This is a genomic window from Amphibacillus cookii, assembly GCF_016908375.1.
GTDB classification, from domain to species: Bacteria; Bacillota; Bacilli; order Bacillales; family Amphibacillaceae; genus Amphibacillus_C; species Amphibacillus_C cookii.
Map to the genome: position 1 here is coordinate 14164 of NZ_JAFBDS010000016.1, position 26023 is coordinate 40186.

A 26023-nucleotide genomic window follows, 5' to 3' on the forward strand; every position below is an offset into this window, starting at 1 on the left:
CTCGCGCTACAAAAAGGAGGCAAATAAGCATGGATTTAAAAACAAAGCTATTGCCAGGATTAAGAAACAAAGTCATTATACCTATTATTACTGTAATCGCACTTATTCTTGTAACAGGATTTGTTGCTTTAGAAGTGACAAAGGCGGAAATTCAATTTACCTACAATAATGAAACAGATACCATCGAAACACGCGCACAGACAGTTGGGGATCTGTTAGAAGAGTTAGAGATAGAGATAAGCGAGTATGATGAATTATCACATGATTTAGATGCAGCAATAGAAGCAGAAATGCAAATTGTTTATAAAGAAGCACAAGCTTTGACCCTAGAGATTGATGGAGAAAGAACCGTGTATCATACAACAGAAGAAACAGTGGCGGATTTTCTCGACAATATTGGGGTAGAGGTAGGAGAACATGACCAATTAAATGTTGATGCTTCTGATTTGATTGAGGACGATTTAACGATTGTCTTGGATCAAGCTGTTCAAGTGATCATTGAGGATGCAGATGAAGAAGAACAGGTTTGGACCACAGAAGAAACCGTGTCTGAGCTACTAGAAGCAGAGTCAATTGAATTAGATGAGCTAGATCGCCTTGAGCCTGAGGAAGACGAAACCATAACAGAAGATATGAAGGTTCGTATTACCCGTGTTGAAGAAATAACGGATGTTGTAGAAGAAACAACCGATTACTCTACAGTTCGACGCAATGATGATTCTCTTGAAAAAGGAACAGAAGAAGTGGTGGAATCGGGTTCTGAAGGGCTGGTTGAAAAAGAATATCGTGTAACGATTGAAAACGGTGAAGAAGTAGACCGAGAGCTTGTCAATGAAGAGGTAAAAAAAGAAAGTGAGCAACGTATTATTGCAGTAGGAACGAAGGTTATTCAAGAGACAGTTTCACGCAGTAATAATGATTCTAAGCAGAGTAGTACGTCAGGCTCCAATACAATGACGATGGAAGCAACCGCATATAATTGGAACTGCGGATCATGTGATGGTCGTGGGTTAACATCAACTGGTTATAACTTGAAAGCTAATCCTGAAGGTGTTGTAGCTGTTGATCCAAGCGTTATTCCATTAGGAACAAAGCTATATATTGAAGGCTACGGGTATGCTGTAGCAAGAGATACTGGTGGTGCAATAGCCGGTAATAAAATTGATTTGCACATGTCTTCAAGTGAAGAAGCGCGACGCTTTGGAAGACGAACTGTGAAAGTAGAAATTATAGATTAATGGTCGAGCCTGTTGATGCATAAGCATTAACAGGCTTTTTATCACAGATAACCGTCCGTAAAGCCTGCCTCAAACTAGAGAACAGTGGCAAATCTATTGAGGTGGGTGATAATGGTCGCTAATGTCCTGATTCACTCAACGAATCATCGGTGGGCTGGTAAGATCGTAGACTAAAACCGCCACATCTTTAAGAAGGATGACAGACTAAGACCGCCACGTCCTGTGGCAACGTCTGCATGACCTACATCCTGTAGCGCTCCGCCCGCGGATTGAAGTTTCGTTTCATTATGCTAGCTATTAATAAATTTGTGATTATAACAACGGTGCTTGCACTTTAGTTAAAAGGAAACTTATACTATAATGAATAAGTTATCAAGTTAACGGAGGTTAAATGGGTGCGTATAAAAGAAATTATTGTAGTTGAAGGAAAAGATGATACAGCTAAAATAAAACAAGTGTTAAATGCAGATACAATTGAAACAAACGGCTCGGCAATCAATCGTTCGACGCTTAATCAAATTAAACATGCCCATGAAAAGCGAGGGGTCATTATATTTACAGATCCCGATTATCCTGGTCAAAGAATTCGGCATATTGTGTCAGATGCGGTGCCGGGTTGCAAGCATGCATTTTTAACCAAGCAGGAAGCAAGAGCTAAACACGACAAGGGCATTGGTATAGAGCACGCATCTGCAGACACGATTAAACAAGCGTTAGCAGCCGTTTATGAACTCGATCAAGAACAGCCAACCGATATATCAAGAGAAGATCTAATTGATTTTGGGTTAATTGGTGGTGTTCGAGCTAAAGCTAGAAGAGAGAAGTTAACCGAACGATTAAGGTTAGGGTATGCTAATGGAAAGCAATTATTAAAAAGGCTACAAATGTTTAATATTACAACAGAGCAAATAGCCGATCAGATGAACGTGATTATGCAGGAGGAAAATGATGAGTAGAGATAAGGCGATTGCAACGCCTAGCCAAACCAAGATGTATTTAGCCAAATATGGCTTTACTTTTAAGAAAAGTTTAGGCCAAAATTTTATTATTGATGTTAATGTTTTAACGAATATACTTAAAGCGGCAGGGGTTACTAAAGATACAGGAGCAATAGAAATTGGTCCAGGGATGGGTGCATTAACTGAACAATTAGCGCTTCATTCAGAAAATGTTCTAGCGTTTGAAATTGACCAACGCTTAGCGCCGATTCTATCAGATACCTTAGCAGATTATAGTAATATTTCTATTGTTTATCATGATGTGTTAAAAGCCGATCTACAAAAGATCATTACGCAACACTTTAAGCCAAATCAGCGCCTCAAATTAGTTGCCAACTTGCCGTATTATGTAACCACACCCATCATTACAAAATTACTGATGGCACACTTGCCTCTAGAAAGCATAACGGTCATGATCCAAAAAGAAGTAGCTGACCGAATGGCAGCACAACCTAATAGTAAAAGCTATGGGTCGTTATCAATTGCCATACAGTACTATGCAACTGCTCAGGTTGTTTTAAATGTTCCGAAGACGGTTTTCATGCCTCAACCTAATGTGGATTCTTCTGTACTCCATTTAACCTATAGGGAGGAACCAGCCGTACATGTTGAAGATGAATCGTCCTTTTTTGCCCTTGTTCAGGCAAGCTTTGGGCAAAGACGTAAGACATTGCGAAATAATTTATCCCGACACTTTAAAGGTCGTTATGATAAGGATGCAATAGAAGCAAAACTTAGAAGTGCAGGTATTGATGGAACACGACGTGCAGAATCGTTATCCATTACTGAATTCGCTCACTTAGCTAATCAGTTTACGACCTAATAATTTATCACAAATAACCGTCCGTAAAACCTCCGCTGATTGAAGTTTGTTTTATTGGAATTTAATAAGGCCAAGCCTTCGATTATTATAATATATCAGTACTAGCTTCGATATTCACGCCAGATGATATCGGAGCTTTTTTCACACCCATTTAACCTTTTACATAGGCTATTGTTAAGGTGGAAGGGGGAAGAGAGCATGACGTTTATTGTTGGTGACCTTGTGACAAGAACGTCCCATCAACATGATATTTTATTTCGCATTTCTGCATTAAAAGAGCAGGATGCAATACTACACGGGGAGGACTTGCGTTTAGAAGCGGATGCACCGATTACCGATTTGGTTAAAGCGAGTGAGCGAGATATATTGACACATGAAAAACAAGAAAAAGAACAGCTTGATTACTCTTTTCGGTTATTTAAACAAGATTATCAGCTTATGAAAGAAAAACGCAATTATGAAAGCACAGAGGGATATACAGATCAAGTTGATTTTTTTCAATTACCAGCTCGTGTGTTACACCTTGATGGTGATCGCCACTATTTAAAGAAATGTATTGACTTATATAAACGAATAGGTTTGCAAGTTCATGGTTTATATATTGAAGAGGCAGAGATGCCGTTAGAAATAGCAGGACTGATTCAGCGGATACAACCCGATATCGTTGTAATTACTGGACACGATGCATTTTCAGAAAAAAAGGGAGATAAAAATGATCTAAAGGCATATCGTCATTCTCGTTATTTTGTTGAAGCTGTTAGAGAGGCAAGGCGAATTGAATCCAATTTGGATCAACTTGTTATTTTTGCTGGTGCCTGTCAATCTTATTTTCAATCGCTTATTCGTGCGGGAGCAAACTTTGCTAGCTCTCCATCTCGTATCAATATTCATGCTTTAGACCCCGTATATATTACTGCCAAACTCGCTTATACTTCATTTATGGACAAAGTAATGGTATCAGAGGTATTGCGCAATACGCTTACTGGAGAAAAAGGTTTAGGGGGGATTGAGACGCGGGGGTTTTTACGGACAGGAATGCCTTACCTGGAAGAGGAGGGTGCTGAAAAATAAAATTATTGTAACAAATTTGTATAAACAAGCTAAACAAAGCCATAATACTAACAGTTCATGAGATATCGGATTAAATTATGGTACTGCCGGATAAAATAATTTATTGACAAATAAAACGTATTACTGTTATAATAAAATATTTTATTGACTAATTTATTGGTCCATGCTATAATGAATGAAGTGAGGTGGGGTATAGTGGCAAAAACGTTAGTTGAAATTAAACGAGTTCTAGATGGTCAGATTGGCAAACGCCTGCAGCTTATTGCGAATGGCGGAAGAAAAAAGACGGTAGAGCGTTATGGCACGCTTGCAGAAACTTATCCAGCAGTTTTCATTGTAGCTTTGGATCAAAGTGAGAATGCATTTGAACGTGTTTCCTATAGCTACGCAGACATCTTAACGGAAACTGTGGAATTAAACTTCATTGAAGAAAGAAATAAGATAGCGGTTGGAGAGCAGTAATATCATTTGCTGCTTTCTTTATGTCTTGGTATAGGCAGTTTTATCAACACCACTCTAGTGGTGTTTTTTTGTGTTAGCACTAAGCCGTTCATTTTTTGTGCGATTGTTTGGTCTCTTCAAGTTCTTAGCGCTATGTGCTTTTGATTTTCCATTACCGAAATATATTGCAACTGAGTTTTGTCTCACCCTCATATTTATCACTAAAAGACTGTTGATTTTAAAATCAACAGTCTTTTTATTTGGAAATATGTTATGATGTGATTACAACCAATGGTTAAAGGAAAATGCTAGAAGAGGATGACAAAGATGCGTGTTTTTGAAAAAGCGCCAGCCAAAATTAACTTAACCTTAGATGTACTTTATAAACGACCTGATCAGTACCATGAAGTTGAAATGGTGATGACAACCATTGATTTGGCTGATCGCCTTGAACTTATTGAAATCCAAACAGATCAAATTGTGATTGAATCTGAAAGTAAGTATGTTCCAAATGATGAAAGAAATTTGGCGTATCAAGCTGCAGAATTAATAAAAAGAAGTTATAACATAACAAAGGGCATAAAAATTATAATTGATAAACAGATTCCGGTTGCTGCTGGGTTAGCAGGGGGAAGTAGTGATGCAGCGGCGACCTTAAGAGGTCTTAATCGCCTTTGGTCCTTAAATATTTCAACACATAAACTAGCTACATTAGGTGCTCAAATAGGATCTGATGTTTCTTTTTGTGTTTACAATTCGACAGCTATTGCGCGGGGACGTGGTGAAAAGATTATGACATTACCTACCCCTCCTGCTTGTTGGGTGATATTAGCTAAACCATCTATAGGGGTTTCTACACCTTCAATTTATCAACATCTGGATTTAAGCAATATAGATCATCCTAATACTGAACAGATGATTAAAGCTATTCAGACGAACGACTACCAACTAATGATTGACCATTTAGGCAATGTTTTAGAAAGTGTAACATTAAAACAGTATTCGGAAGTTGGTCAAATTAAAACGTTAATGGAATCGTCTGGTGCAGATGCTGTGTTAATGAGTGGTAGTGGTCCGACAGTTTATGGGCTGACACGTCAAGAGAGTAGAGCAGATCGAATTTATAATAGTCTACGAGGCTTTTGTCAAGAAGTTTTTGTCGTTCGATTGTTAGGTGTTTGAAAACGACTTGATTAAAACCGTATAAAATGGTATATTTGGTGCAAAATATTCGGTTTCAGAGGTGGAAAAATGAAGAGAAGTCATCGATTAATCGGTATGACACGATATATTTTAGAGCACCCTATGCAATTAATATCCTTACCTTTTTTCTCCAAGCAATACGATGCTGCTAAGTCATCGATTAGTGAAGATTTAACGATTATGAATCAAATGCTTAAAGAAGAAGGGATAGGCTATTTAGAATCGATTGCTGGGGCGGGTGGAGGCGTTCGCTATATCCCCCAATATGAACAAAAGCAAAGTATAAATTTTATAAACACTCTTGCTAAGCGACTTGAGGATCCAGATCGAATTTTGCCTGGTGGTTATTTATTTATGAGTGATATTCTAGGTGAGCCAAATACGGTGCGTACGATAGGAAGACTATTTGCCAATGCTTTTGCCCCGCTAAATATTGAGGCAGTTGTTACGGTAGCAACAAAAGGCATTCCCATTGCGTACGCCGTTGCATCTTTCCTAAATGTACCTGTTGTTATCGTACGTCGTGATCCGAAGATTACAGAAGGATCAACCGTCAGTATTAATTACGTTTCAGGCTCTTCTCGTAAAATTCAAACCATGGTATTGACGAAAAGGAGTCTCGCTCAAGGGTCAACGGTTTGTATTATTGATGACTTTATGAAGGCTGGTGGCACAATTGATGGGATGAAAAATTTGCTCAAGGAATTTGGTGCAAATGTAGCGGCTATTGGTGTCTTAGCTGAAGCAGAAGACGAGGAAGATGAGCGTGTTGTTAATGATTACACATCATTACTGCAAATCTCCAATGTCGATGTTAAAAATGCCCACATTGAGGTATCACCAGGAAATTATTTTGAATAATCCTGTTATGAGGCGATAAGAGAATGCTTGCATAACCATAACTAAAGCAGAATTAACGCATTAACCTAAGATCCGAACACCTTCAATTTATAAACATTGAAGGTGTTCGGTTTTATTTTATCACAGATAAGTGTCCGTAAAACGTCGCCTCTAAATAGAAAGTGGAGCTCATCTATTTAGACGGGAGCTAACGGACGCCCATGTTTTGATTCAACGACCAATCAGTGGGATAAGACCGAAAACTGCTTGAAGGTTCACTTTACATAGCTGTTGTGGTTTTGGGTGAAAGTGAAAATGCGATAATTTGTCATAAATAAAGATTTTTTCAAAATAAATGAAATTAAGCAGGAATTTAGAATTAGACTGTTGAATTAGTATTTAAAATAAGTTCAAAAGGAAAAAGGTGGTGATCATAATGGAAGTGACAGATGTAAGATTACGCCGCGTAACAAGTGATAGTCGAATGAAAGCCATTGCTTCGATTACTTTAGATGAAGAATTTGTGATTCATGATATCCGGGTTATCGATGGGAATAATGGATTGTTTGTTGCAATGCCTTCGAAGCGTACACCCGATGGTGAGTTTCGTGACATTGCCCATCCTATTAATGCAAATATGCGAGCGAAAATTCAAGATGCTGTTCTAGCAAAGTATCACCATGCTAACCAGCCAGAATCAAAGCTTGAGGAAGCAGGGGTCTCTTAAATCATTTTTATTTTTTTGTTTGATAAGCCTAATCACTAAGATTGGGCTTTTTCTGTGTCAATATTTCAACAGATATAGGGGAGCATATTGAAATGCTTAACCTTTTAAGATATATTCGTTAGTGGTATAATTTTAATGTCAATACATAAAAACAAATGACGGAGGTTTCCCTCATGATAAATAAATACGCCGTAATCTTGGCTGCTGGTCAAGGTACACGGATGAAATCAAAGCTATATAAAGTACTTCACCCGGTAATGGGTAGACCGATGGTTCAACATATTGTTGATCAATTACAAGCGTTAAAGCTTGATAAGATGGTCACCGTGGTGGGGGCTGGAGCAGAACAAGTTAAAGATCAGCTAGGAGATATAACGGACTATGTTGTTCAAAATCAACAATTAGGGACGGGCCATGCGGTTTTACAAGCTGAACCACTTTTAAAAAATGACCATGGTATGACCATCGTGGTGTGTGGTGACACCCCTCTGTTAACAAAGGAGACGCTTGATGCTTTGTTTGAGCATCACTTGCAAGCTGAAGCACAGGTGACTGTATTGACCACTACCATTAATAACCCGACAGGTTATGGTCGTATCATTCGAGATCAACGTGGTCATGTTGCAAAAATAATTGAACAGAAAGATGCTAATCAAGATCAATTGTTAGTTAAAGAAATAAATACAGGTACATATTGTTTTGACAACCAATTTCTTTTCGAAGCACTTGCTCATGTAACTAATGATAATAATCAGGGTGAATATTATTTGCCAGATGTAATCGAAATTGCGCAAAAGCAAGGACATAAAGTAACAGCTTTTCAGACAGCTGACCCTAATGAAACACTAGGTGTAAATGACCGTGTCGCTTTAGCGACGGCTGAAAAGCTAATGAAACAACGTATTAATGAGCAGCATATGAGAAATGGTGTAACGATTATTGACCCTGACCATACTTATATTGCTCCAACGGTAAAGATTGCATCTGATGCTATTATAGAACCGGGATCTATAATTAAAGGGGATAGCTATATAGGAAGTCACACGGTGATTGGACCCAATAGTGAAGTTGAGGACTGTAAAATTGGCGAATCAACTGAAATTGCACACAGTGTAGCACACCAAAGCAATATTGGTTCACATGTTAAGATTGGGCCATTTGCACATATACGACCTGCTACCCAAATTAAAGATCAAGTTAAAGTTGGTAATTTTGTAGAAGTAAAGAAATCTACCATTAACAATGGGAGTAAAGTGTCCCATTTAAGTTATATTGGGGATACTGAAATAGGTAAAAATGTTAATATTGGTTGCGGTGTGATTACCGTTAACTATGATGGGGAAAAGAAATATAAAACAACAATCGAAGATAATGTGTTTATTGGTTGTAATGCGAATTTAATCGCTCCCGTTACAATTGGTCAAGGCGCTTTAGTAGCAGCTGGCTCTACGATTAATAAGGATGTTCCAGCTGAATCTCTATCAATCGCAAGAGCAAAGCAAGAAAACAAAGCAAACTATGCAAAAAAGCTTAATAAATTATTAAAATAGATAACATGGAGGTTTGACGAAATGTCAACGGAATATCAAGATCGTACTTTGAAAGTATTTACACTTAACTCTAACCCACATTTAGCAGCAGAGATAGCAGAACAGATTGGAGTTCCATTGGGGAAGTGTTCAGTCACTAGTTTTAGTGATGGGGAAATTCAAATTAATATAGAGGAAAGTATTCGTGGCTGTGATGTTTATGTTGTTCAATCGACAAGTGCTCCAGTCAATCAGCATATTATGGAATTATTGATTATGATTGATGCGTTAAAGCGTGCTTCTGCAGCAACGATCAATGTTGTTATTCCATACTATGGTTATGCGCGTCAAGATAGAAAAGCACGTGCAAGAGAGCCGATCACTGCTAAGTTGGTGGCAGATATTTTACAAGTTGCCGGTGCTTCACGGGTGATAACACTAGATTTACATGCGCCACAGATCCAAGGTTTTTTCAATATTCCAGTTGATCAATTGGTTGGTGTTCCTATTTTGGGGGATTATTGGAGTTCGAAAAAGTTTGATGATGTTGTTGTTGTGTCTCCTGATCATGGTGGTGTTTCTAGGGCAAGACAATTGGCAGAGCGCTTAAAAGCTCCTATTGCTATTATTGATAAAAGACGTCCACGGCCTAATGTTGCTGAAGTCATGAATATTGTAGGAAATGTAAAAGGAAAAACGGCTATTTTAATTGATGATATGATTGATACAGCGGGTACGATCAGCTTGGCAGCTAATGCACTTATAAAGAATGGTGCTAATGATGTATATGCATGTTGTACACACCCGGTTTTATCCGGCCCTGCTATGGAACGTGTGGGTGAATCACCAATTAAAGAACTTGTTGTTACAAATTCTATCCCGTTACCTGAAGAGAAGAAAACAGAGAAAGTCGTCACCTTGTCTGTGGCACCACTTATTAGCGAAGCGATTATTCGTGTTCATGAGCAGTTATCAGTTAGTGTTTTATTTGATTAATTTTCAAAAATAGGTTTAACATGATTGTCAAAAGGGAATTGTAACCATTAGTATCGTTTATTATCTGTCCGTCAAGCAAGATGATGACGTTAGATAAATAAAACTTTTCCTATATGTTAGTTAGTTGGAAAAGCAAATTTTATGAACGAAAATTATTGGAGGTTGAGCACTATGGCAGTTAAACTAAAGGCAAATCTAAGAGAAGATTTATCAAAATCAAACACCCATCAATTAAGAGATGGAGGGTTCATTCCGGCCGTTGTTTATGGTCACAATAAACAGCCTAGAACGGTTTCGGTAAATAGCATTGACTTATTAAAAACGGTTCGTGATGAAGGGCGAAATGCTATCATTTCTCTTGATGTTGATGGTGAAAGTGTAGATGTTATGCTTCATGATTATCAAGTAGATCCGCTTAAAGATCAATTATTACATGCTGACTTTTATGTGGTTAATATGTCTCAAGAAATGGATGTTTCAGTACCTGTCCATTTACAGGGTGAAGCATTAGGTTCTAAAGAAGGCGGTGTATTACAACAACCGATGTATGAATTGTTGGTCCGCGCAAAACCGGCCGATATTCCAGAAGAGATATTAATTGATGTTTCAGGGTTAAATGTTGGTGACGCGGTGATGGTTTCAGATCTAAAAGAGGGCAAACATTATGAAGTTTTAGAAGACGAAAATACAACGATTGTTACCGTAACAGCACCTGACACGACAGAAGATTTAGAGCCATCAGATCCAGATCCAGATGCGGATGCTGAACCTGAGCTTGTTGATCAAAAAGGTGGCAATACTGAAGAAGAATAAAGTGGCACTAAAAGCTTGGACCACCACATCTGCGTCCAAGCTTTTTCATTATCTCCTCACACCTGCTAATTGGATGTATCATGCTGATGAAGAAGAGTGAATGGGTTAGCACTTTATATGATAAGAACCAGTATCGCTTTATTTTTAAAGAAAAACAAAGTACAATAAAAGGCATATATGAATTTAAAGGTAGATGAATAAACGATGAAATGTATTGTTGGATTAGGTAATCCGGGTCGAAAGTATGATAAAACACGACACAATGTAGGTTTTATGGTAATTAATCAATGGTGTGAACAGCATGGTTGGAAATTACAAAAAAATAAATTTAATGGACATTATACAGTAGAGACCATTAACAATGATAAACTTATCATTTTACAGCCACAAACCTATATGAACTTATCAGGAGAAAGTGTGAAGCCGCTCATGGACTTTTATCAGATTTCACCAGCAAATTTGCTTGTTATCTATGATGACCTTGATTTACCTGTTGGAAAGATTCGGTTGAGGCAAACGGGTGGTCACGGAGGTCATAATGGTATACGTTCCATTATCGATCACTTAGGGACGAAACAATTTAATCGTATTCGCATTGGTATTGATCGTCCTGAGCATGACGTGACGGTCACCGATCATGTACTAGGTAAGTTCTCAAAATCTGAAAAACCTGCTTTGATTGATAGTATTGAGAAATCAGTCAATGCTTGTGAATCTTGGCTGAATAAACCGTTTATTGAAGTTATGAATGAATATAATTAATATACATATTATTTTAATAGATGTATAACCTCCCTCAAATCGGAGACACTATAATAAGTGTTGTTCTAGGAGGGAAATAAAGTGCGTATTCATTACCGCTGTAAACATTGTCAATCAACGATTGCAGAGCTTAATCATGAACGGTTAAATTTAGAAAAATTAGGCTTTAACCATTTAGCGCCTGAACAGAAAAAAAATATGATCAAGTATAATCATACTGGAAATGTTGATGTTTTTGTCATATGTGAAAGTTGTGAAGCGGCGCTTTATAAATACCCAGTCTATCATGAATTTGATTATTTTATTCATTAACTATAGGTTCTTTTCATGTATAAAAAGCTTTGGTTGTTTAAACCAAGGCATTTTTGTACGTATAGATGCGCAATAATGGGGATTTAATGATTAGGAGGAAAAACATGAAAGGCATTGATAAATATTTACTCGAGCATGACGATATCCAATCCGTTGTCACAGGTTTAGAAACGCATTTGCATGAACAGCTTGTAACAGGGTTATCTGGGTCATCTCGAAGTATATGGGTGTCTAGCATCCATCATAGTGTAAAGCGTCGCGCATTGATTATAACTAATCAATTAACACAAGCTCAACAATTATATGAAGACTTACTAGAACTATTAGAGCCAGACCATGTGCATCTTTATCCAGTTAACGAATTAATGGCTGCTGAGATGGCGGTGGCAAGTCCAGAGTTACGCAGTCAACGTATTTCTGCCTTATCTTTATGGTTGGAGCAGGACAATGGTATTTTAATAGCTCCGGTAGCCGCGTTAAAACGCATTTTACCCCCAGTCGATTATTGGAAACGATTTCGACTGCACTTTCAAGTAGGTAAAGTAATATCCATACAAGAGCACCTAAATATGTTAATACAAATGGGATACGAACGCGTTGAAATGGTATCGAACCCAGGAGAGTTTAGTATGCGGGGAGGTATCATTGATATGTATCCCATAACAGAAGATCATCCACTGCGGATAGAATTATTTGATGATGAAATTGATTCTATTCGTTACTTTGATTCATCAACGCAACGATCTTTAGACAAGTTAAATGACATATCAGTGCGTCCAGTTACCGAAGCGCTCTTAACTGACCAAGATATGAGTAGAGTAGCAGATCGATTGGAACAAGGATTAGCATATTCATTGAAAAAAGTAAAAGACCCAAAAGTAAAAGAACAGATCCATCAGCATTTGAGTTATGATTTAGAGCAGTTAAGAGCAAATACAAAATTTCAAGATATGTATAAATATAGTCAGTATTTCTATGAGACGCCTGCTAGTTTACTAGATTATTTAGGCGAAGTAGGTTATTTATACCTTGATGAGATTGGTCGGATACAAGAAACGGCGCAGCATTTGGATAAAGAAGAAGCAGAATGGCTTGAATCGATGATTACAGAGCATAAGATGGTCATTGATTTACCGATCTCTTTTGACTGGAATCATATCTGGGAAAGTATGAAGCAGCAAAAAATATATTTATCTGTTTTTTTGAGGCATGTTGCTAACACATCACCACAGAATATTGTCAATGTTTCGAGTCGTGCCATGCAGCAATTTCATGGACAAATGCATTTGTTACAGAATGAAATGAATAGATGGAAAAAAGCTGATTATTCTGTTGTCTTTATTGCGCCAACCCCAACTAGAGCTGAGAAGATTCAATCGATTTTAGCTGATTACCAAATTGAAGTTGGCTTGGCAGATGAAACCACACAATTGCCATTAAAGCAACCTGTTGTTATGGTAGGAACCCTCACAACAGGTTTTGAGTTGCCTTTGCATAGGTTAGCCATCTTAACCGATCAAGAATTATTTAAAGCGACATCAACACGGCGTAAGCCCAAGAAGCAAAAAATATCAAATGCGGAGCGTATTAAGAGCTATCAGGAGTTACAGGTAGGCGATTATGTTGTTCATGTCAACCATGGGATTGGTCGATTTGTCGGGATTGAAACATTAGAAGTGCAGGGAATCCATAAAGACTTTATGCTGTTAAAATATAATGGAGATGACAAGTTATTTGTCCCAATTGATCAAATTGACTTGGTGCAGAAGTATGTAGGTTCTGAGAGCAAAGAGCCTAAGCTTTATAAACTGGGTGGGACAGAATGGAAGAAGGTAAAACAAAAAGTACAGTCCAAAGTTGAAGATATTGCAGATGATTTAATTAAATTGTATGCAGAACGTGAAGCGACGAAAGGATTTGCCTTTGGAGAAGATACGGTTTTGCAACAGGAATTTGAAGCCGCTTTTCCTTATCAAGAAACAGAAGATCAATTACGTTGCATTGAAGAAATTAAGCAAGATATGCAAAAGTCTCGGCCAATGGACCGGCTACTATGTGGTGATGTGGGGTATGGGAAGACTGAGGTAGCGATTAGGGCCGCTTTTAAAGCTATTATTGAGGGAAAGCAAGTCGCTATTTTAGTCCCCACTACTATTTTAGCTCAGCAGCATTACGAGACCGTTTTAGAAAGGTTTCAAGACTATCCTATTGAGATCGGATTGTTAAGTCGGTTTCGATCTCGCAAGCAACAAACTGAGACGTTAAAAGGATTGAAAGAAGGCGTAATTGATCTTGTTATTGGCACACATCGTTTGCTATCTAAAGATGTTGAGTATAAAGATTTGGGGTTATTAGTAGTTGATGAAGAACAGCGTTTTGGTGTAAAACATAAAGAAAAGATTAAACAGTTAAAGACAAATGTCGATGTTTTAACATTAACCGCAACACCAATACCCCGAACACTTCATATGTCGATGCTTGGTGTCCGTGATTTATCTGTGATTGAGACCCCTCCGGCTAATCGTTTTCCTATTCAAACTTATGTATTAGAGTTTAACCCAATGTTTTTAAGGGAAGCGATTGAGAGAGAGATGGGGCGTGGAGGACAAGTCTTTTTTCTCTATAACCGGGTTGAAAGCATTGAACAAAAGGCGCAAGAAATTCAAATGTTGGTAGACGACGTAAAAGTGGCCGTTGCGCATGGGCAAATGAATGAAACAGAGCTTGAAAATGTGATGCTTGCCTTTCTAGCAGGTGAATATGACGTCTTGGTTAGTACAACAATAATTGAAACCGGTGTGGATATTCCTAATGTTAATACATTGATCGTTGATCATGCAGATCGAATGGGACTAAGTCAACTTTATCAATTACGTGGCCGAGTGGGTCGAAGCAATCGCATTGCTTATGCCTATTTTACTTATCAAAAAGACAAAGTATTGACAGAGGTTGCTGAAAAGCGATTACAAGCGATTAAGGAGTTTACCGAACTTGGATCTGGATTTAAAATTGCGATGCGTGACTTATCGATTCGAGGTGCCGGTAATATCCTTGGCGCACAGCAGCATGGCTTTATCGATTCTGTTGGTTTTGATCTTTATTCAGAGATGTTAAAAGAAGCAATTGAACGGAGAAAAAGCGATCGTCACCTTCTTGAAAGGAAAGCACCTGATCCAGAACTTCAGCTAATCTTAGATGCTTACATTCCTGATCACTATATTCAAGATGGCAAGCAGAAAATAAATATGTACAAAAGATTCCAATCAGCCGAAGATTTTGATACATTAGCAGATATAAAAGATGAGCTAATTGACCGTTTTGGTGACTTCCCTGCGGAGGTGGAAAATCTTATTCAAGTTGCCCGTCTTCGTATTATTGCGAAATCCCAACGTGTTGAAACACTGAAGGAGTTAAAGCAAAAAATTGTTATTAGCCTTGATGAAGAAGCGAGCCAACGCATTGACGGTGAGAAGTTATTTAACTATGCCAATGATTTTGGAAGAATGCTTTTGTTAGGTACGGATCAGAACAAATTAACGATAACTTTTCATTTTGAAAAACGAACATACCCGGATCGATATCAGTTTGTCAGCTCATTTTTAGAGGCGTTGGAAAATTTAAAACAGTAAGGATGTATAGTTCCTGTTTTGGATAACCATACTAATTGCACAATTACTTATTTATCGCAGATAACCGCCGCTCATCATTTAGGTGTGAGATAACGGATGCTATGTTCGGATTCACCCAATTGAAGGTTCGTTTTATACGATTAATAGTCTAGCGGTATAGGTCGATAAATAAGTCAGGGCTTTATTAATGCCAAGCAAGACCATGCATGAACACGTTTCGTTTTAAAAAAACGAATGAATAATTTAGCATAGAAAGAGAGGCTTCAACACATGAAAGCAACAGGTATTGTTAGAAGAATTGATGATTTGGGACGCGTTGTTATCCCGAAAGAAATTAGACGCACATTAAGAATTAGAGAAGGTGATCCTCTAGAAATTTTTGTTGACCGCGAAGGGGAAGTTATTCTCAAGAAATATTCCCCTATTCAGGAATTAGGCAATTTCGCTCAAGAATATACTGAAGCACTTTTTGATACGTTAAACAAATCGATACTCATCTGTGATCGTGATATGTTCATTGCTGTTGCAGGAGAAAGCAAGAAAGATTATATAAGTAAGAATGTTGCTGAATTAGTTGAACGTGTGATGAATGAGCGTAAGCCATTAATTAAAGAATCACATGTTGCTTTGGAGTTAGTTAAAGATCAGCCTGTCATTAACGCTTCTTATGTCATACAACCGATCATTGCTAATGGTGATCCTGTAGGTGCTGTCATTATATACTCAAAAGACGATAAAGTAACTGAACAAGATACGACTACGGTTGAGATTGCAGCAAACTTTTTAGGAAGACAAATGCAATAAGGGACCAAAACGATCAGAATGTTTGCTTTGTCTCTTGCTTGATCTAATCTAGACAACCGCATGTTTACTAAAAAAACTAAGGCATTCGTGACTGCTAATTAACGAATCGTCTTAGTTTTTCGTGTTGAGAACATTCGGATTGTTTAAAATATGGAATAAATAAAATTTTTCACTTGTCAAGATGATCATTTATCGCTACGATAGTATACGTAATGACATGTCAAAGATTTGGAGGAAAGCTATGGAACAAGAGGTTATTGTTGAGAAAGCCCTTAATAATAATGTTGTTATTGCCAAGCACCCCCTCTATAAAGAGGTTGTTTTGATTGGTAAGGGAATTGGTTTTAACCGTTCCAAAGGTGACCCTGTTCCATCTGACCAAGCAGAAAAGACATTTTTACTTACCGATGAGCAAGAAATGGAACAATATATGTATTTAATAAAACATGTTGACCATGAACTTATGCAATTTTTAAATGATATTATTTTTTATATTGAAGAGCGGATGGATCGGCCATTAAACGAACATATCCATATCGCACTAACCGATCACTTAACATTTGCAATTAGAAGAGCAGATCAATCGATACAATTTAGTAACCCTTTTCTCTTCGAAATTGAATCGCTTTATGCAAAAGAGTATCAGGTTGCTCGTGAAATTGTAGAAAAAATAAAAAAACATTTAGATATCTCTTTGCCTGATGGTGAAGTAGGCTTTATTGCTTTACACATTCATAGTGCAGTCACCGATAAAAAGATTAGGGATTTAAATAAACATCACAAACTTATTTCGCAAATGATCGAAGTAATCGAAGATGGATTAGAAATTAAGTTAGTCAAAGGTGATGTCAATTTTAATCGTTTAATTCAGCATCTACACCGAGCTATTGATCGTGTTTATCAAGGTGAAAAATTAGGCCAACAAAATAATTTAGAAAATGTATTGAAAATAACTTATCCGCTGTGCTACAATCTAGCGTGGAAGTTAATAAAAGTTATGCAAAAACAGTTAAATCGCCCCGTTGATGAGACAGAAGTATTATACTTAACGATTCATTTACAACGATTGACAAATACAACTTAGTTGCGTGTTACTGACTCGATCAGGCATGAGTGAAGAAAAACTTTAATGGCAGGCTACTACTGACCATAAAGTTATCTTACTCATGCTTTTTTTTTACATATTAGAAGTATAAAATTTCAAAGTACTTGTACAGAAAAATGACACGATTTGTTAAAGACAAGCGAATGTGAATTTTTCAAATGGTGTGTGATCGATGAACTGTATTAGCCCTTATATTTTTTGTTTAATGACACAGACTAAGTTGATGTATAACTAATAAAAAGGAGGAATTAGGATGGGAAAATCAAATCTTTTTGGTACCTTTCAAAAAGTCGGTAAAGCATTGATGTTACCGGTAGCCCTTTTACCAGCAGCAGGTATTTTACTTGCATTTGGTACAAGTTTTGCTCAAGATGATTTTGTTGCTAGGTTCCCTGTGTTTGGTAATGATGTTATTCAACAAATATTGCTAGTTATGAGTGAATCTGGTGGTGTTGTATTTGATAATTTGCCGCTTTTATTTGCAGTGGGAGTAGCGGTAGGTTTAGCTAAAGGTGATGGTGTTGCTGGGCTTGCAGCTATTATTGGTTACTTAATAATGAATGTAACCATGGGTGTGTTTGCAGGTGTAACACCAGAAATGGCTGAAGATAATCCAGCTTATGAACACATATTGGGGATTGATACGCTTCAAACAGGTGTGTTTGGAGGTATTATTGTAGGTGTACTTGCAGCCTATATGTACAACCGTTTCTTTAAAATTGAATTACCACAATTTCTGGGATTTTTTGCTGGTAAGCGTTTCGTACCTATAATTACAGCGTTTAGCTCATTAATATTAGGTATAATTATGGTGTTTGTTTGGCCGTATGCTCAAGAAGGATTAAATTCATTATCTTATGTAATGTTGGAAACAAATAGAACCATCTCAACATTCGCATTTGGTGTAATTGAGAGGGCTTTAATACCCTTCGGTCTTCACCATGTATTTTATTCTCCTATATGGTTTGAGTTTGGTGAATATACATCATCAGCTGGTGAATTAGCGCGTGGGGATTATACAATCTTTTTTGCTCAATTACGTGATGGGGTTGACTTTACAGCAGGTAGTTTTATGACAGGTAAATTTCCGTTTATGATGTTTGGTCTTCCTGCTGCAGCATTAGCGATTTATCATACTGCTAAGCCAGAAAAGAAGAAACTGGTTGGTGGTATTATGGCCTCAGCTGCGTTAACTTCTTTCTTAACAGGGATTACCGAACCACTTGAATTTTCATTCTTATTTGTGGCGCCGCTCTTATTCGGTATCCATACGATTTTTGCCGGATTATCATTTATGATGATGCATATTTTAAATGTTAGAATTGGGATGACATTCTCTGGTGGTTTAATTGATTTCCTTCTATTCGGTGTGATGCCTAACCGAACAGCTTGGTGGTGGGTGATCATTATCGGTCTCATCTTCAGTGTGATCTATTACTTTGGTTTCCGCTGGGCGATTCTGAAATTTAACTTAGCAACGCCTGGACGGGAAGATGAAGCAGATGATGATGGTCACGGCAATACCGGTTCTAGTGATGATCGTCCATATAACATCTTGGAAGCGATGGGTGGCAAAGATAATATTACCAATCTTGATGCATGTATTACCCGCCTTCGTGTTAGTGTGGCCGATGTTAAAAATGTTGATAAGAACCGCCTGAAAAAATTGGGTGCTTCAGGAGTTATGGAAGTTGGTAATAACATTCAGGCGATATACGGACCTGTATCTGATACGATCCGTGGACAAATGCAAGATATTATCGATGGTAAGGCGCCTCGTAAACAAGAAAAGTCAGAGGAAGAAATCAAACAAGAAGCGGTTTCTGTTGATTCCATTGATATGACAAGTCCAATGACTGGTGAAGCATTGTCTATTGAAGAAGTGCCAGACCAAGTCTTTTCTCAAAAAATGATGGGTGACGGTTTTGCAATCAAGCCAACGGAAGGTAAAGTCGTTTCGCCAGTTGACGGTAAAATTCTCAATATTTTCCCGACAAAACATGCCATTGGCATTCAAGCAGATAATGGCTTAGAGATTCTGATTCATATCGGTATTGATACAGTAAAACTTGAAGGTAATGGTTTCACTCAAGTTGCTGAAGAAGGCCAAACCGTGAAAAAAGGTGATTTACTAATGGAAATTGACTTAGACTACATTAGTGAGCACGCTACTTCAACCGTAACACCAATTATTTTCACAAACTTGGAAGAAGGAAAAACGGTAGAAGTACAACAAGGTGAGATTGAAATGAATCAAGCCGAGTTTGTTGCACTTAGATAGTGATTGTTAGCCATTCAGTATATCAAATTTGACCTTGTACACATATGTGTACAAGGTTTTTTTGATTGGACGTTAGTCAGCGAAGACTTGACTTACGTTACAGGGAAAGCATAACGCACTTCTGGGGTTTATGCTTTTATCACAACGGTGTTTCCGTTATTTCCTTTGTCTTTATGTATTTATCATATATTCACCAGTAGTTTGGTTAAGAGAGAGTGGGTGATGATTTTTTGGAATGGAAGTTAATATAAGCTAAGTTTTTCAAATCATCGTGTGCTATAATGAAGTCAATTGTAAAGCTAGGAAGGTTCTTTTATTATGGATGAAAAATTTATAGAACGGCGCCAGCTTTTTCGAGGTGCCTTTTTACTAACTTATGCTGGATTACTTAGCAAAGTATTAAGCGCAGGTTATCGTATTCCTTTGCAAAATATTACCGGAGATGTGGGCTTTTATGTTTACCAACAAATCTACCCGTTTATTGGAACGGCGACTGTTTTAGCTTTATATGGTTTCCCGGCAGCAATTTCGCGCTTAGTCGCAAATTATACAGGCCATTTACCAAAAAAGCTTAAACAATTGATTTTCATTCAACTTACTTTTTTTTCTCTAACGATTTTTGCTGTCATTTATATCCTTGCTCCGATAATTGCTCAAGTGATGGGAGATCAAGGTTTGACGAATGCAATTAAAGTGAGTGGGTGCGTTTTTTTACTTACACCATTTATCTCGAGTTTAAGAGGGCAGTTTCAAGGGGAAAATAATATGGTTCCTACAGCTGCTTCGCAAGTTGTTGAGCAAGTCATTCGCGTAAGTTTGATCATTGGAGCGGCTGCTTTTATTACTCAATTTGACCGCTCTCTTTACGACGTTGGAACAGGGGCTGCACTTGCATCGATAAGTGGTGCTATGGGTGCTGTGATTATATTATTAATTTATAAAAAACGTTATCCTGATAAACAGCCGGTTGAAAAGGAAATAAGCACTAGTGGACGACATGTATTTTCGACCATTATTGGTTATGGAATAGTTATGGCCGTTAATCATATGTTATTGCTACTGCTTCAATTTATTGATGCGCTAACACTTGTGCCACAATTAGTTGGTGCAGGTATTTCTTTACATGAAGCACAGGCATTAAAGGGTATTTTAGATCGTGGTCAACCTCTTGCACAGTTAGGCATTGTTATTGCTTCATCATTAACATTAGCTTTAATACCCTCTGTAACAAAAGCAAGGTTGGCCAAGGATCAAGAGCGCTTTTCCAGTTATATTTCTAGTACATGGCGTTTCACCTTATACCTAGCTAGTGCTGCAACAGCTGGATTGATTGTTCTTTTTCCAGAAATAAACACGGTGCTTTTTTTAGAGAATACGGGTACATTCAGTTTACAGATTTTTATGTTAACGATTATTTTTGCCTCGTTAGCTATTTCCACAGCGGCTATTTTACAAGGGTTAGAGCATATCTTCCGTACAGCCTTATTTGTTTTAGTTGGTGTGATTGTGAAATTGTTGCTTAATCTATTATTTATACCGGTAATCGATATATCGGGAGCAGCGTTAGCAACAGTTATAGCGACGGTTGTGGTATTGGGGCTAAATCTTATCTATTTAAAAAAAGTTGTCCCTCATCAAAAGCTTATTGAAATTCCTTGGAAAAGTTTTAGCGTATCGTTAATGCTTATGATCATTGTAGTGTTCGGTTTTAATCAATTGTTTAAGACTTTATTCAGCTTTTTACCACGGTCAGGGCAGTTTCTTTATATTTTACTATTTGTAATACTAGGCGTATGTGTTTATTTCAAGGCTTTAATTAAGCAAGGTGCTTTTACTGATCAAGAGCTTGATGTGTTACCGTTAAAACGATTTTTAAAGAAAGGCTGAGGATGATGAAAACACAAATTGAAGTGATTGGGCTTGGTGCAGGAGATCTCGATCAATTGACAATAGGACTTTATCATAAATTAATAAATGCAGAGGTTCCTTTGTTTGTGCGAACAAACGATCATCCTGTGCTAGAATCATTAGAGAAACAGGGTGTCAACTTTACCTCATTTGATCCTATTTATAAACAACATGATCAGTTTGAAGAGGTATATGAAGCGATTGTCGAGCAACTGCTCAAGCAAGCTAAACACAACAAACATATTCTATATGCGGTACCTGGTCATCCAATGTTAGCTGAACGAACGGTGCAATTATTACTTGAGCAGGACGAAGTTAACATTGATATTGTTGGTGGCCAGAGTTATTTAGACGCCTTATTTACTGCGATACACATTGATCCCATTGAAGGGTTTCAGTTTTTAGACGCGACGAGTTTTGAACGTAGTCAAATTAACTATATGCAACATCTTATTTTCTGTCAGGTTTATGACCAAATGGTTGCTTCAGAATTAAAATTAACTTTGCTGGAAGATTTGCAACCCGATCACCCGGTAGTGATTATTAAATCAGTTGGGAGTTCGAAAGCTGAGATGGAAACGATCCCGTTAGTCGAGCTAGATCAGTGTGTAGAATTAAGTAATCTCACAAGTGTTTATGTGCACCCAGCTAAAAAAGAAGTGCTAAACCATCAATTCAATCGACTACGCGAAATTATAGCTGTCTTACGTGGTCCAAGTGGCTGTCCTTGGGATAAGAAGCAAACACATGAAAGCCTTCGCCATTATTTAATAGAAGAAGCATATGAATTGATCGATGCGATTAATCAAGAGGACGATCATCATATCATTGAAGAACTAGGAGATATCCTCCTGCAAGTGATGTTACATAGCCAAATAGGGGAAGATCACGGATACTTTACAGTTGATGATGTGGTTCGTTCGATTACGGATAAAATGATTCGTCGACATCCTCATGTTTTTGGTGATGTAAAAGCTGAAGACACTGAAACTGTGATCGCCAATTGGAAAGCCATAAAAGCTGATGAGAAAGCTGATCAGATTACCGATTCTCTTCTCGATCGTATTCCGCAATCAGCATCAACTTTAGTAAGGGCTGAAGCTATACAAAAAGAAGCAGCTAAAGTAGGCTTTGATTGGGACAACCCTGAGGATATCTGGCTTAAAGTAACAGAAGAAATAGAAGAAGTGAAGCAGGCCATAGAAAGTGGTCGGTCAGTTGAGATAGAAGCAGAGTTTGGCGATCTTATTTTTGCGATTATTAACTTGGCGCGTTACTATAAAGTTAATAGTGATTTAGCGTTAAGGAGAACCAATATTAAATTCACCAGGCGCTTTCAATATATAGAACGCAAGGTGCTAGACGCCGGAAGTGAATGGGTTAATATGTCAATTAAAGAATTAGATCACTTATGGGACGAAGCAAAGAGGAGGATGACAGATGAGACTTGATAAATTCCTAAAGATTTCACGATTAATCAAAAGGCGTACATTAGCTAAGCAAGTTGCAGATCAAGGCCGAATCACAATTAATGGTAATCCAGCAAAGGCATCGTCAAATGTAGCGGTAGATGATGAATTGGTCATTCAGTTCGGCCAAAAACGCGTAACCATTAAAGTTGACTCCACTAAAGACGTGGTGAGAAAAGATGAAGCAACAACGCTTTATTCGATTGTGAAAGAAGAGCAGATAAAAAAAGAATAGTCAAGAATAATAGTTCTATCGAGCGCCCTCCTTACATATCATACTAGTGATTAAAGGAGGGAATATAAATGATCCAAGAAACGAACCACTACTCAGCCCCAACGCAAGCTACTGAACATGAAGTCAAAGTTCGCAATCGCCGAATGATTGAGATTTCTGGTGTGAAAGAAGTTGATAGTTTTGACAATGAAGAATTTTTATTAGAAACCGTCTTGGGCTATTTAATGATTAGAGGGGAAAATTTGCAAATTAAGACCCTTGATGTGACGCAAGGTAAGGTAGAAATCAAAGGAAAACTAATGGATTTCTCTTATTTAGATGATCACCAGCATGATCAATCGAAAGGCTTTTTAGGAAAGCTATTCAAATGAGTATTGATATCCAATTTTTATCATTCATTACTATGATGATCATTGGCGTTTATTTAGGAGCTATGTTTGATACAAATGAGCGTTTAATAGGAAGATTTAATGGGAATACGTTTTTAAATTTCCTTTTTCAGTTTTTATTTTGGCTTAGCCAAGCATTAATCGTATTTTTTTGTCTTGTCAAAATAAATAATGGACAAGTCCACTTATATTTTATTTTGATGATTATTTTTGGCTTTTGGATTTACTGTTCATGCTGTCGAACATTCTATCAATCTTTATTAGAACGCTTGATAATGATCGTTAGCCAAATTATTTATATTATTAAACAAATGATCTACGTTATGATTGTAAAACCATTAATCATTTTTTATCAGGTAGTTATAGCGATCGTAGGGTTTATTATTTTATTTGGGAAAAAAATACTTATTCTTTTAATCAGACCAATTGTTTGGGTATTAAGACTCATTTGTCGCTTATTACCGAAAAATGTGAAAAAATACTTAGTTTCAATGGCAGGAATCTATAGTAAAATAGAGAATATGATTAATAAACAAAAGCGTTGAATCATTTTAAAAATAATCAGGATCATATGTAAAGGAGGTGTCAAGCGATGGGTAAACGTCAACACAAAGTGACTAGAATTAATTCCACGTACATGAATCAATATGATGCTCATGTGGAACGACAACGAAAAAGAAAGCGTCTTTTACGTAGGCGTTTGACGCTATTTGCTGTTGTGACTGTGATCACCTTCTTTACGCTATTTACTTATCATATGAATCAAAGGGCATTATATGCTGAAAAGCAGGACCAATATGAAAAGCTTGAACAAGAAATACGCACTTTAAAAGTAGAAGAACAGTCATTGTTAGAAGAAATAAATTTACTAGAAGATGAATCTTATGTACTTCGTATCGCAAAAACAAATTATTTCTTCACAGATGAAGGAGAAATTGTCTTTAAACTAACAGAAGAGGAGCCTGCTTATTGACATTGTTTTTGTTGCTTAGCTATAATGTAGGGAGAAGTATATCTTTTTTTAATTCTTAAGGAGGAGCATTTTTTTTATGTCAATCGAAGTAGGCAGCAAGTTGCAGGGTAAGGTAACAGGAATAACTAATTTTGGAGCGTTTGTTGAATTACCTGAAGGAAAGACAGGCCTCGTTCATATTAGTGAAGTTGCCGATAATTATGTGAAAGATATTAATGAACACTTATCTGTTGGAGATGAAGTCACAGTTAAGGTCATTAATGTTGAAAACGATGGAAAAATTGGGTTATCAATTAAGAAAGCTAAAGATAATCCTAGTCAAGGACGTCGGAAGACGAGCGCTAGTCAACCGAAATCAAACCGAGATCGTACAGAGAATTTTGAAGCGAAAATGAATCGCTTTTTAAAGGATTCTGAAGATCGCCTAGCTTCATTACGTAAGCACACTGAATCAAAACGTGGAGGTCGAGGTGCTAAAAAAGGCTAACTTGCTGTCTAATTTAGTGGGATTGATATTATAGTGACGTGCAATTATAACCGATATTATATAGAATCACAATGAGTTTAAAAAGTTGGCGACCATTTATGGGGTAACCAGCTTTTTTGTGCTTGTCTTGGCTGAACCTGAAAATTCAGATGAGAAAGTTGAGTTATTAAAAATTACCCACAAAACAGAATAAATATAAAGAGAATGACCATACTATCAATGTGAATTTATTCACTTGATTATCAACATTTATATACAATAAGTTTAAAAAATATGTTAAGATAATGATTGTACAAGAATGTACAAACTATATGATTATAGGGGGAACTGAAATGAAATTCAAATGGTTATTAGCGATGCTCTTAACAGTTGGTTTATTAGCAGCATGTGGTGGAGGTACTGATGAAACAGATACAGCTGATGAAGAGGGCACTGATGCAGTATCTGCAGCATCGTTTGCTGAAGATGCAGAAGGTCTTCATGCGGCAGCCGATGAAAATGGAACTTGGATCATTATTCCGACTAGTGATATGACACTTGAGGAAGACTTAGTTGTAGCAGGGACATTCCATGATGGTGATGATGAGAATGAAGATGTATATCGTAAAATTGCTGCCTACACACAAGATGATGATAGAAAAATTGTTGATCAATGGACAATTACTGTGCCACAACTTGTGGTTCAGAGTGAAAACTTAAATTTCCAAGGAGGAACACTAGACGGAGATGTTTATGTTGAAGCTGATGGTTTCTTGTTACATGAAACAGCTACCGTTACTGGTGATGTCATCTTTGCAAATGAAGATTATCAAGCTTCTGCAGATTTAGCTGGGACTGTAGAAGGTGAAGTTACTGTTGAGTAACTTGCTTTAAAGAAAAGCCACTCCACAATTATGTAAAATGTACCCTATAGAGTAGACACTTTAAAAAAAGTCTACCTATAGGGTACTTTTGTGTATAATTAGAGAAAAAACAGTAAATGGGGAAAGA

The 26023-nt window shown here is 37.2% G+C and carries 25 protein-coding genes; all 25 read left to right on the top strand.

Annotated elements, in window-relative coordinates; all coding sequences use genetic code 11:
* Window positions 1–29: 29 nt before the first annotated feature.
* The gene (locus JOE23_RS16855) at window positions 30–1238 is read left to right on the top strand and encodes a G5 and 3D domain-containing protein (protein ID WP_204440444.1); all 1209 of its coding nucleotides are present in this window, start codon (window positions 30–32) and stop codon (window positions 1236–1238) included.
* Between the two features lie 395 nt (window positions 1239–1633).
* Window positions 1634–2194, top strand: a complete 561-nt coding sequence (gene rnmV, locus JOE23_RS16860) for a ribonuclease M5 (RefSeq protein WP_204440447.1) — start codon at window positions 1634–1636, stop codon at window positions 2192–2194.
* Window positions 2187–3059, top strand: a complete 873-nt coding sequence (rsmA, locus tag JOE23_RS16865) for a 16S rRNA (adenine(1518)-N(6)/adenine(1519)-N(6))-dimethyltransferase RsmA (protein WP_204440449.1) — start codon at window positions 2187–2189, stop codon at window positions 3057–3059. Before rnmV ends, rsmA begins: the two co-directional genes overlap by 8 nt.
* A gap of 198 nt (window positions 3060–3257) precedes the next feature.
* Window positions 3258–4130, top strand: coding sequence for a sporulation peptidase YabG (yabG, locus tag JOE23_RS16870; RefSeq protein WP_204440458.1), 873 nt, complete (start codon window positions 3258–3260; stop codon window positions 4128–4130).
* Window positions 4131–4325: 195 nt separating this feature from the next.
* Window positions 4326–4592, top strand: a complete 267-nt coding sequence (gene veg, locus JOE23_RS16875; RefSeq protein ID WP_204440460.1) for a biofilm formation stimulator Veg — start codon at window positions 4326–4328, stop codon at window positions 4590–4592.
* Between the two features lie 306 nt (window positions 4593–4898).
* Window positions 4899–5753 carry a 4-(cytidine 5'-diphospho)-2-C-methyl-D-erythritol kinase gene (gene ispE / locus JOE23_RS16880; RefSeq protein WP_204440462.1) on the top strand — a complete coding sequence of 285 codons (855 nt, stop codon included), beginning with the start codon at window positions 4899–4901 and terminating at the stop codon, window positions 5751–5753.
* Window positions 5754–5822: 69 nt separating this feature from the next.
* Window positions 5823–6635, top strand: a complete 813-nt coding sequence (gene purR, locus JOE23_RS16885) for a pur operon repressor (RefSeq protein WP_204440465.1) — start codon at window positions 5823–5825, stop codon at window positions 6633–6635.
* Between the two features lie 415 nt (window positions 6636–7050).
* A complete protein-coding gene (spoVG, locus tag JOE23_RS16890; RefSeq protein WP_204440472.1) occupies window positions 7051–7341 on the top strand; it encodes a septation regulator SpoVG in 291 nt (96 codons plus the stop codon).
* A gap of 173 nt (window positions 7342–7514) precedes the next feature.
* Window positions 7515–8891 carry a bifunctional UDP-N-acetylglucosamine diphosphorylase/glucosamine-1-phosphate N-acetyltransferase GlmU gene (gene glmU / locus JOE23_RS16895; protein WP_204440474.1) on the top strand — a complete coding sequence of 459 codons (1377 nt, stop codon included), beginning with the start codon at window positions 7515–7517 and terminating at the stop codon, window positions 8889–8891.
* 21 nt (window positions 8892–8912) lie between these two features.
* Window positions 8913–9866, top strand: coding sequence for a ribose-phosphate diphosphokinase (locus JOE23_RS16900; RefSeq protein WP_204440476.1), 954 nt, complete (start codon window positions 8913–8915; stop codon window positions 9864–9866).
* Window positions 9867–10037: 171 nt separating this feature from the next.
* Window positions 10038–10679, top strand: coding sequence for a 50S ribosomal protein L25/general stress protein Ctc (locus tag JOE23_RS16905; RefSeq protein WP_204440478.1), 642 nt, complete (start codon window positions 10038–10040; stop codon window positions 10677–10679).
* Window positions 10680–10883: 204 nt separating this feature from the next.
* Window positions 10884–11441 (top strand): aminoacyl-tRNA hydrolase, encoded by a 558-nt coding sequence (gene pth, locus JOE23_RS16910; RefSeq protein ID WP_204440480.1) that lies wholly within the window; start codon window positions 10884–10886, stop codon window positions 11439–11441.
* 81 nt (window positions 11442–11522) lie between these two features.
* The gene (locus tag JOE23_RS16915; protein WP_204440482.1) at window positions 11523–11753 is read left to right on the top strand and encodes an anti-sigma-F factor Fin; all 231 of its coding nucleotides are present in this window, start codon (window positions 11523–11525) and stop codon (window positions 11751–11753) included.
* Between the two features lie 104 nt (window positions 11754–11857).
* The gene (mfd, locus tag JOE23_RS16920) at window positions 11858–15382 is read left to right on the top strand and encodes a transcription-repair coupling factor (RefSeq protein WP_204440484.1); all 3525 of its coding nucleotides are present in this window, start codon (window positions 11858–11860) and stop codon (window positions 15380–15382) included.
* Window positions 15383–15652: 270 nt separating this feature from the next.
* A complete protein-coding gene (gene spoVT / locus JOE23_RS16925) occupies window positions 15653–16186 on the top strand; it encodes a stage V sporulation protein T (protein ID WP_204440486.1) in 534 nt (177 codons plus the stop codon).
* A gap of 241 nt (window positions 16187–16427) precedes the next feature.
* Entirely contained in the window at window positions 16428–17270 is an 843-nt protein-coding gene (gene glcT / locus JOE23_RS16930) for a glucose PTS transporter transcription antiterminator GlcT (protein WP_204440492.1), read from the top strand.
* Window positions 17271–17544: 274 nt separating this feature from the next.
* Window positions 17545–19572, top strand: a complete 2028-nt coding sequence (gene ptsG, locus JOE23_RS16935) for a glucose-specific PTS transporter subunit IIBC (RefSeq protein ID WP_204440494.1) — start codon at window positions 17545–17547, stop codon at window positions 19570–19572.
* 318 nt (window positions 19573–19890) lie between these two features.
* Window positions 19891–21459, top strand: coding sequence for a putative polysaccharide biosynthesis protein (locus JOE23_RS16940; protein ID WP_204440496.1), 1569 nt, complete (start codon window positions 19891–19893; stop codon window positions 21457–21459).
* A 5-nt stretch (window positions 21460–21464) separates the two neighbouring features.
* Window positions 21465–22931 (top strand): bifunctional methyltransferase/pyrophosphohydrolase YabN, encoded by a 1467-nt coding sequence (yabN, locus tag JOE23_RS16945; protein ID WP_204440516.1) that lies wholly within the window; start codon window positions 21465–21467, stop codon window positions 22929–22931.
* A complete protein-coding gene (locus tag JOE23_RS16950) occupies window positions 22921–23184 on the top strand; it encodes an RNA-binding S4 domain-containing protein (protein WP_204440498.1) in 264 nt (87 codons plus the stop codon). The genes yabN and JOE23_RS16950 overlap by 11 nt, the downstream gene beginning before the upstream one ends.
* A gap of 68 nt (window positions 23185–23252) precedes the next feature.
* Window positions 23253–23555, top strand: coding sequence for a sporulation protein YabP (gene yabP / locus JOE23_RS16955; protein WP_017470331.1), 303 nt, complete (start codon window positions 23253–23255; stop codon window positions 23553–23555).
* A complete protein-coding gene (gene yabQ / locus JOE23_RS16960; protein ID WP_204440500.1) occupies window positions 23552–24118 on the top strand; it encodes a spore cortex biosynthesis protein YabQ in 567 nt (188 codons plus the stop codon). Before yabP ends, yabQ begins: the two co-directional genes overlap by 4 nt.
* A gap of 47 nt (window positions 24119–24165) precedes the next feature.
* Entirely contained in the window at window positions 24166–24546 is a 381-nt protein-coding gene (locus JOE23_RS16965) for an FtsB family cell division protein (protein WP_204440507.1), read from the top strand.
* A gap of 76 nt (window positions 24547–24622) precedes the next feature.
* Entirely contained in the window at window positions 24623–25033 is a 411-nt protein-coding gene (locus JOE23_RS16970; RefSeq protein WP_204440509.1) for a S1 domain-containing RNA-binding protein, read from the top strand.
* A 332-nt stretch (window positions 25034–25365) separates the two neighbouring features.
* The gene (locus JOE23_RS16975; protein ID WP_204440512.1) at window positions 25366–25896 is read left to right on the top strand and encodes a hypothetical protein; all 531 of its coding nucleotides are present in this window, start codon (window positions 25366–25368) and stop codon (window positions 25894–25896) included.
* Window positions 25897–26023: the final 127 nt, after the last annotated feature.